Origin of the sequence: Pantoea sp. CTOTU49201, from assembly GCF_032054795.1 — a bacterium.
GTDB classification, from domain to species: Bacteria; Pseudomonadota; Gammaproteobacteria; order Enterobacterales; family Enterobacteriaceae; genus Pantoea; species Pantoea symbiotica.
In genome coordinates this window covers 1-6,682 of the sequence record NZ_DAMBSA010000270.1, presented here as the reverse complement: position 1 = coordinate 6,682, position 6,682 = coordinate 1, and the positions used below count along the sequence as shown (strand labels likewise).

The 6,682-nt window shown below is 51.2% G+C and carries 8 protein-coding genes and 1 other annotated feature; of the genes, 4 read left to right on the top strand and 4 right to left on the bottom strand.

Annotated features, from left to right (window positions below; translation table 11 throughout):
* On the top strand, window positions 1-876 hold an 876-nt coding region (tyrA, locus tag RTY00_RS17235; RefSeq protein WP_312665250.1), incomplete at its 5' end, for a bifunctional chorismate mutase/prephenate dehydrogenase.
* 33 nt (window positions 877-909) lie between these two features.
* Here tyrA and pheA read toward each other — a convergent pair.
* From pheA to bamD, 4 genes are all read right to left on the bottom strand, one after another.
* Window positions 910-2,073 carry a bifunctional chorismate mutase/prephenate dehydratase gene (pheA, locus tag RTY00_RS17230; protein WP_312665249.1) on the bottom strand — a complete coding sequence of 388 codons (1,164 nt, stop codon included), beginning with the start codon at window positions 2,071-2,073 and terminating at the stop codon, window positions 910-912.
* Between the two features lie 22 nt (window positions 2,074-2,095).
* Window positions 2,096-2,220, bottom strand: a sequence feature (Phe leader region).
* A complete protein-coding gene (gene pheL, locus RTY00_RS17225; RefSeq protein ID WP_100703679.1) occupies window positions 2,172-2,219 on the bottom strand; it encodes a pheA operon leader peptide PheL in 48 nt (15 codons plus the stop codon). (Overlaps the previous feature by 48 nt.)
* Window positions 2,221-2,316: 96 nt before the next feature.
* Window positions 2,317-2,643 (bottom strand): ribosome-associated translation inhibitor RaiA, encoded by a 327-nt coding sequence (raiA, locus tag RTY00_RS17220; protein ID WP_008109009.1) that lies wholly within the window; start codon window positions 2,641-2,643, stop codon window positions 2,317-2,319.
* Window positions 2,644-2,920: 277 nt separating this feature from the next.
* Window positions 2,921-3,661 carry an outer membrane protein assembly factor BamD gene (bamD, locus tag RTY00_RS17215; protein WP_008109011.1) on the bottom strand — a complete coding sequence of 247 codons (741 nt, stop codon included), beginning with the start codon at window positions 3,659-3,661 and terminating at the stop codon, window positions 2,921-2,923.
* A gap of 130 nt (window positions 3,662-3,791) precedes the next feature.
* Between bamD and rluD the strand changes: the two genes are divergently transcribed.
* The 3 genes from rluD to RTY00_RS17200 all read left to right on the top strand — a co-directional run.
* Window positions 3,792-4,772 (top strand): 23S rRNA pseudouridine(1911/1915/1917) synthase RluD, encoded by a 981-nt coding sequence (rluD, locus tag RTY00_RS17210; protein ID WP_008109013.1) that lies wholly within the window; start codon window positions 3,792-3,794, stop codon window positions 4,770-4,772.
* On the top strand, window positions 4,769-5,497 hold the full coding sequence (gene yfiH / locus RTY00_RS17205; RefSeq protein ID WP_312665248.1) for a purine nucleoside phosphorylase YfiH: 729 nt from the start codon (window positions 4,769-4,771) through the stop codon (window positions 5,495-5,497). Before rluD ends, yfiH begins: the two co-directional genes overlap by 4 nt.
* Window positions 5,498-5,623: 126 nt before the next feature.
* A partial coding sequence (locus RTY00_RS17200; protein ID WP_312665247.1) for a Clp protease N-terminal domain-containing protein occupies window positions 5,624-6,682 on the top strand: 1,059 nt, incomplete at its 3' end.

Below are 6,682 nucleotides of genomic sequence, written 5' to 3'. Positions count from 1 at the left end.
TATGCGCATGAAAATGACAAAGGCTTCAAAACGCTGTGTCCGACGTTGCGTCCGGTGGTGATTGTGGGTGGCCGCGGCCAGATGGGGCGTCTGTTTGAAAAGATGCTGACACTTTCTGGCTATCAGGTCCGCATTCTGGATAAAGGCGATTGGGAACGTTCGGACGAACTGTTGAAAGATGCGGGCATGGTGATCATCAGTGTGCCAATCCATCTGACAGAGCAAATTATCGGTGAGCTGCCGAAATTGCCAGAAGACTGCATTTTGGTCGATCTTGCCTCGGTGAAGAATCGCCCGCTGCAAGCGATGCTAGCCGCGCACACCGGACCGGTTCTGGGCTTGCATCCGATGTTTGGCCCGGACAGCGGAAGCCTGGCGAAGCAGGTTGTGGTGTGGTGCGATGGTCGTCAGCCGGAAGCTTATCAGTGGTTCCTTGAGCAGATTCAGGTTTGGGGCGCGCGCCTGCATCGTATCAGTGCCGTTGAGCACGACCAGAATATGGCGTTTATTCAGGCACTGCGTCACTTTGCGACTTTCGCATATGGCCTGCATCTGGCGGAAGAGAACGTTAATTTGGATCAGCTGTTGGCGTTGTCTTCGCCGATCTACCGCCTTGAACTGGCGATGGTTGGACGTCTGTTTGCGCAGGATCCACAGCTTTACGCGGACATCATTATGTCCTCAGAGAGCAATCTGGCGCTGATAAAACGTTATTACCAACGATTTGGCGATGCGATCAAACTGCTCGAGCAGGGCGATAAGCAAGCCTTCATCGATAGCTTCGAGCGGGTTGAACACTGGTTTGGTGATTACGCGAAACGCTTCCTGGTCGAAAGCAGAAGCATGCTGCGATCGGCGAACGACAGCCGGCAGTAAAAACAAAAGGCATCCGTTAGGATGCCTTTTTGCTTAGAGGCGAGGCTCAACCGGCACTACATTCTCGCCTGGATAACAGCCGAGAACTTTTAATGAACGGGTCAAGCCGCTTAACTCCGTTAACGCCAACTGCATATTCTCTGATTGCAGATTGCCTTGCACATCAATATAAAACATCTCTTCCCATGGATTGCCGTTAATTGGACGGTTTTCCAGTTTGCTCATGATCAGGCCGTGGTTGCGCAATACCATCAGCGCTTCAACCAATGCGCCCGCTTGTTGGCCAGTCGCCATAATCAGCGTTGTTTTCGCCGGAACCTGGCCGGAAACCTCAATCGCTTTACGTGCCAGCACGATGAAGCGCGTATGGTTCTGCTGTTGATTGGCCAGATTGCGTTCCAGTACCTGCAATCCATACAGCTCACCGCCCGCTTCACTACCCAATGCGGCAACCTTCGGGGAATTCATCGCGGCCACTTTCCCCATCGCTGCAGCGGTGCTTTCGGTGTATTCGATTTTCCATTGCGGGAAGCGATTGATGAATTGGCTGCACTGCTGGAATGGCTGTGGATGGCTGTACACCGTTTCGATCTGCTCTAGATCGGTGCTGCCGTTGACCAGCACACAGTGCTCAATTGGAATGGTCAGTTCACCCACAATCGATAGCGTGGTTTGCTGAAGCAGATCGTAAACGTCGTTGATCGAGCCAGAGCTGGTATTTTCAATCGGCATTACCGCGTAATCCGCCTGACCACTTTCCACCTGATGAATAATGTCATGGAATTTCAGGCAGCCAATCTCAACCATTGAATCGAAATGTCGGGTGGCATATTTACGCGCGGCAAGATGTGAGTAAGAACCTTTCGGCCCGAGGAATGCAATGCGCGGCGCGTGAGCGTGTGGATGGTTGAGATTCTTTTGCAGCAAGGCTTGCTGGGTAAGAACCGAATCTTCAATCACTAACTGGAATAGGCGGGTAATGTAATGCGCATCAAGCTGATGCTTTTTCCCCAGAGAAATCAGGTTTTCCAGCAGCGCGCGTTCACGTTCAACGTCGCGGATAGGGCGATGCGTTGCCAGTTTAGCCTGCGCAACTTCAACGGCCAATGTGCGACGCTCCGACAAAAGCGCTAACAGTTTTTCATCAACGACGCTGATTTTATCGCGCAATGCCAGCAGCGGATTTTCGGGATTCATAGGGATCACCTGTAAAATGTCCAATAAAAAAGCCTCCCATTTGGGAGGCTTTGTTGTTCGTCTTCGCATTCATTTTCACATGACGAATCGCCTCCCAATCAGGGGAAGGTAAAAAAGAATGCGAAGAAGAACGGCAGATGTTTCATGGTTGTTTCCATAAATGAAGTGGCTTGAGAGTAACCGCAGTGATTTAAAGCTGTCAATAAAAAACGCGCCCGGAGGCGCGTTACTAAAGATGTTTGTTTATTCTGTCGGAAGAAAATCTTTCACACTGCTGTTGGCGCGACGTGCTTCGGGTTTATGTTGCGCTTTATTAAGTTGTCGCTCCAGCTTGGCAATCAAGTCATTGATGGCCGTGTACATATCATCATGTTTCGCGCTGGCAACCAGCGTTCCGTTAGGCGTATTAATGGTGGCATCAGCCACAAACTCCTTCGGCTCTTTCGATAACACAATGTGAGGGTTTATCAGATGTGTTTGCCATTTTTCCAGCTTGGCGAGACGCTCTTCAACGTGGTTACGGATGGCCTCGGTGATTTCCATTTGTTTGCTGGTAATGTTCAGAATCATAGTTAAACCTCTCTGTCATTTCCGTCTGGGTAGGACCAGCATACCGCGGATATTAAGAAAATGTGTGATCTAAATCACATTGAAATGTCACTTTTTGTCAATGCCGCTTAATTGTGAGAAAGGCCGGGAAAGTAGCCGGAAATGCTTGAAGACGAGTGCGGAAGGGCGCATGATTGAATGGATAACCGCAGCGATAAATCTCTAAAATTGTTGAGTTATCTACTAAATGACATAAAAAAAAGCAGCCTCATGGGCTGCTTTTTTGTGGGTGTAATAATCAGGACTGATTATTTGCCGCAATGATTTTTGCTACTTTGTCGGCTTCAGCCGTCAACTGCAGCTGGCGGTAAGCATTTTCCATCAACGGCAGCGCTTCATGCGTCGCCTCAGTATCCGGATAATCCTTCATCATTGTTTCCACGCGGTTAACAACAGCGACATAGGCACCGCGCTTGGTATAGAATTGCGCCACCGAGAGTTCATACTTCGCCAGGCGCTCTTTCAGGAATGCCAAACGTTTCTGCGCATCCGCAGCATATTGGCTGTTTGGATAACCGCGCAGTAATTGCGAGAAGTCACGGAAAGCATCACGAGCGTGCGTCGGATCACGATCGGAACGATCGATACCGAAGAAGCCCTGCAGTGCAGAATCATCCAGCGCCATATCCGTCAGACCTTTCATATAGATGACATAGTCGATATTCGGATGGGTTGGATTGAGACGCATAAAGCGAGATATAGCGGCTTGCGCCAGTGGCAGATCGGCATTTTTGTAATACGCGTAGATCAAATCCAGCTGTACTTGCTGCGAGTAAGGACCAAATGGATAGCGGTTATCCAGTGCTTCCAGTTGCTTAATCGCCGCTTTAAAGTTACCGTCCTGCAGCTTTTGCTGGGCCGTGGCGTAAATTTCAGACGGCGGGCTGTCCGGGACTGGATCTGATGAGCCAGAACAACCCACAAGCGCCAGGCTCAGGCTCAGTGTGGCAGCAGCCACCAGATGTTTCATACGCGTCATGACGAAATGATTATCCTCAAAGTGTTGTAGCAGAAGCTGTCCGTATAGCTCCCAGTTATGACCAGGTACGATAGCACATTATATTAAACGGCATCGCCGTGAAAACCCAACGTTAACGAAGAAGCTGTATATGGCACAACAAGTTCAACTCACCGCAACGGTGTCCGAAGCACAACTTGGACAACGCTTAGATCAGACTTTGGCAGAATTGTTCCCTGATTATTCACGTTCTCGCATAAAAGAATGGATTCTTGAGCGCCGAGTCAGCGTCAACGGCACTATCATCGATAAACCAAAAGAAAAAGTTTTTGGCGGTGAGCATGTCTCGATTGATGCTGAAATCGAAGAAGAGCAACGCTGGGAAGCGCAAAACATCCCACTGAACATCGTCTATGAAGATGATGACATCCTGGTCATCAACAAACCTCGCGGGTTGGTGGTACATCCCGGCGCCGGTAATCCTGATGGCACGGTGCTTAACGCACTGCTCTATCACTATCCACCGATCGCTGATGTGCCTCGCGCAGGGATTGTTCATCGTCTGGATAAAGATACCACTGGTTTGATGGTGGTAGCGAAAACCGTTCCTGCACAAACTCACCTGGTTGAAACGCTGCAGCTGCGCGAAATCACGCGTGAATATGAAGCGGTTGCGATCGGTACCATGACTGCAGGCGGTACTGTGGATCAGCCAATGGCGCGCCACTCTACCAAACGCACACACATGGCGGTGCACCCAATGGGTAAACCAGCCACCACGCACTATCGCATCATGGAACACTTCCGTGCCCATACGCGTTTGCGTTTACGCCTTGAAACCGGTCGTACGCATCAGATTCGTGTGCATATGGCGCATATCAACCATCCGCTGGTGGGCGATCCGCTGTACGGTGGCCGTCCACGTCCACCAAAAGGTGCATCAGAAGCGTTCATCACTACGCTACGTGGTTTTGATCGCCAGGCGCTGCATGCCACGATGTTACGTCTCTATCACCCCATTACCGGTATTGAGATGGAATGGCATGCGCCGTTGCCACAGGATATGGTCGATTTAATTGATGCGCTGAAAGCCGATACTCTTGAATTCCGCGATCAGATGGATTGGCTATGAGTGATTGGATCATCCCGGATTGGCCTGCGCCGCAGCATGTTCGGGCATGTTCCACCACGCGTTACGGCGGCGTCAGCGCTGCCCCTTGGGATTCTTTGAATCTTGGTGGGCACGTTGGCGACGCTGAGGCGCATGTTGCTCAGAATCGTCAACGCTTGGTTGAACAACTGGCGCTGCCAGCAATGCCGCAATGGCTGGATCAGATCCATAGCCAAGTGGTTGTGCGTTTACCCGCCAGCGATCCGCTACCACGCGCTGATGCCGCCATCACGCGTGAAAGTGGGGTTGTTTGTGCAGTGATGACGGCGGATTGTTTACCGGTGCTGTTTTGTAGCAAGGATGGCAGTGAAGTCGCTGCAGCGCACGCGGGTTGGCGTGGTCTCTGTAATGGCGTGCTGGAACAGACGTTGTCACAGTTTCACTGCTCGCCACATGACATCCATGCATGGCTTGGTCCGGCAATTGGGCCACAAGCATTTGAAGTTGGTCCGGAAGTCAGAACGGCATTTATGGCGCATGATTCAAAAGCGGAAGAAGCTTTCCGCCCGGCTGGTGACAAATACTTCGCCGATATTTGGCTGCTGGCTCGTCAGCGGTTACAAGCTGCCGGCGTACATTCCATCAGTGGTTCAACGCGTTGTACCTTCCATGAGCGCGATGATTTTTTCTCCTACCGACGCGACGGAATCACCGGGCGTATGGCAACTTTGATTTGGCTGAGATAACCTTACGCCACAAGACGGTCCAGTTAGCGTATTTTTTGCTCACAACTCAGGTCATTAACCTTGAAAAATTTGAGGGATGACCTCATTTAATCTCCAGTAGCATTTTGACCTGTAATGGGAGGAATTATGCGTCTGGATCGTCTTACTAATAAATTTCAACTGGCACTTGCCGATGCACAGTCCCTTGCTCTGGGACATGACAATCAATTCATTGAACCCCTTCATTTGATGAGCGCTTTGCTCAACCAGGAAGGCGGATCGGTGCGTCCGTTGCTCAGCGCAGCGGGTGCCGACGTGGCTGGCCTGCGTACCAGCATTGAACAAGCAATTAATCGACTACCGCAGGTTGAAGGGACCGATGGCGACGTACAGCCATCCGCCGATCTGATTCGGGTACTTAACCTGTGCGACAAGCTGGCGCAAAAGCGCGGCGACAACTTTATATCATCTGAATTATTTGTACTGGCGGCCCTCGATTCACGTGGCTCGCTGGCTGACCTATTGAAATCAGCTGGCGCGACTTCGGAAAAACTCTCTAAGGCCATCGAGCAATTACGGGGAGGAGATAGCGTGAACGATCAAGGGGCTGAAGATCAGCGTCAGGCATTAAAAAAATACACCATCGACCTTACAGAGCGCGCCGAACTTGGCAAGCTTGATCCGGTTATTGGTCGTGATGAAGAGATCCGCCGCACCATTCAGGTGTTGCAGCGTCGCACCAAAAATAACCCGGTGCTGATTGGTGAACCCGGCGTCGGTAAAACGGCTATCGCCGAAGGTTTAGCGCAGCGCATCATTAATGGCGAAGTGCCGGAAGGGCTGAAAGGTCGTCGCGTGCTGGCTCTGGATATGGGTTCGCTGGTGGCGGGCGCCAAATATCGTGGTGAATTTGAAGAGCGCCTCAAAGGCGTGCTTAGCGACCTGGCGAAGCAGGAAGGTAACGTCATTCTGTTTATCGACGAATTGCATACCATGGTTGGCGCCGGTAAAGCCGATGGCGCAATGGATGCAGGCAACATGCTGAAACCAGCATTGGCGCGCGGTGAGTTGCACTGTGTCGGCGCAACCACGCTGAATGAGTATCGTCAGTTCATCGAGAAAGATGCGGCGCTGGAACGTCGTTTCCAGAAAGTCTTTGTTGCTGAGCCGAGTGTCGAAGATACCATTGCCATTCTGCGCGGACTG

Coding starts and splice junctions, on each gene's coding strand:
- pheA (WP_312665249.1), bottom strand. CDS start 2,073: ATGAATCCCGAAAATCCGCTGCTGGCATTGCGCGATAAAATCAGCGTC.
- raiA (WP_008109009.1), bottom strand. CDS start 2,643: ATGATTCTGAACATTACCAGCAAACAAATGGAAATCACCGAGGCCATC.
- bamD (WP_008109011.1), bottom strand. CDS start 3,661: ATGACGCGTATGAAACATCTGGTGGCTGCTGCCACACTGAGCCTGAGC.
- rluD (WP_008109013.1), top strand. CDS start 3,792: ATGGCACAACAAGTTCAACTCACCGCAACGGTGTCCGAAGCACAACTT.
- yfiH (WP_312665248.1), top strand. CDS start 4,769: ATGAGTGATTGGATCATCCCGGATTGGCCTGCGCCGCAGCATGTTCGG.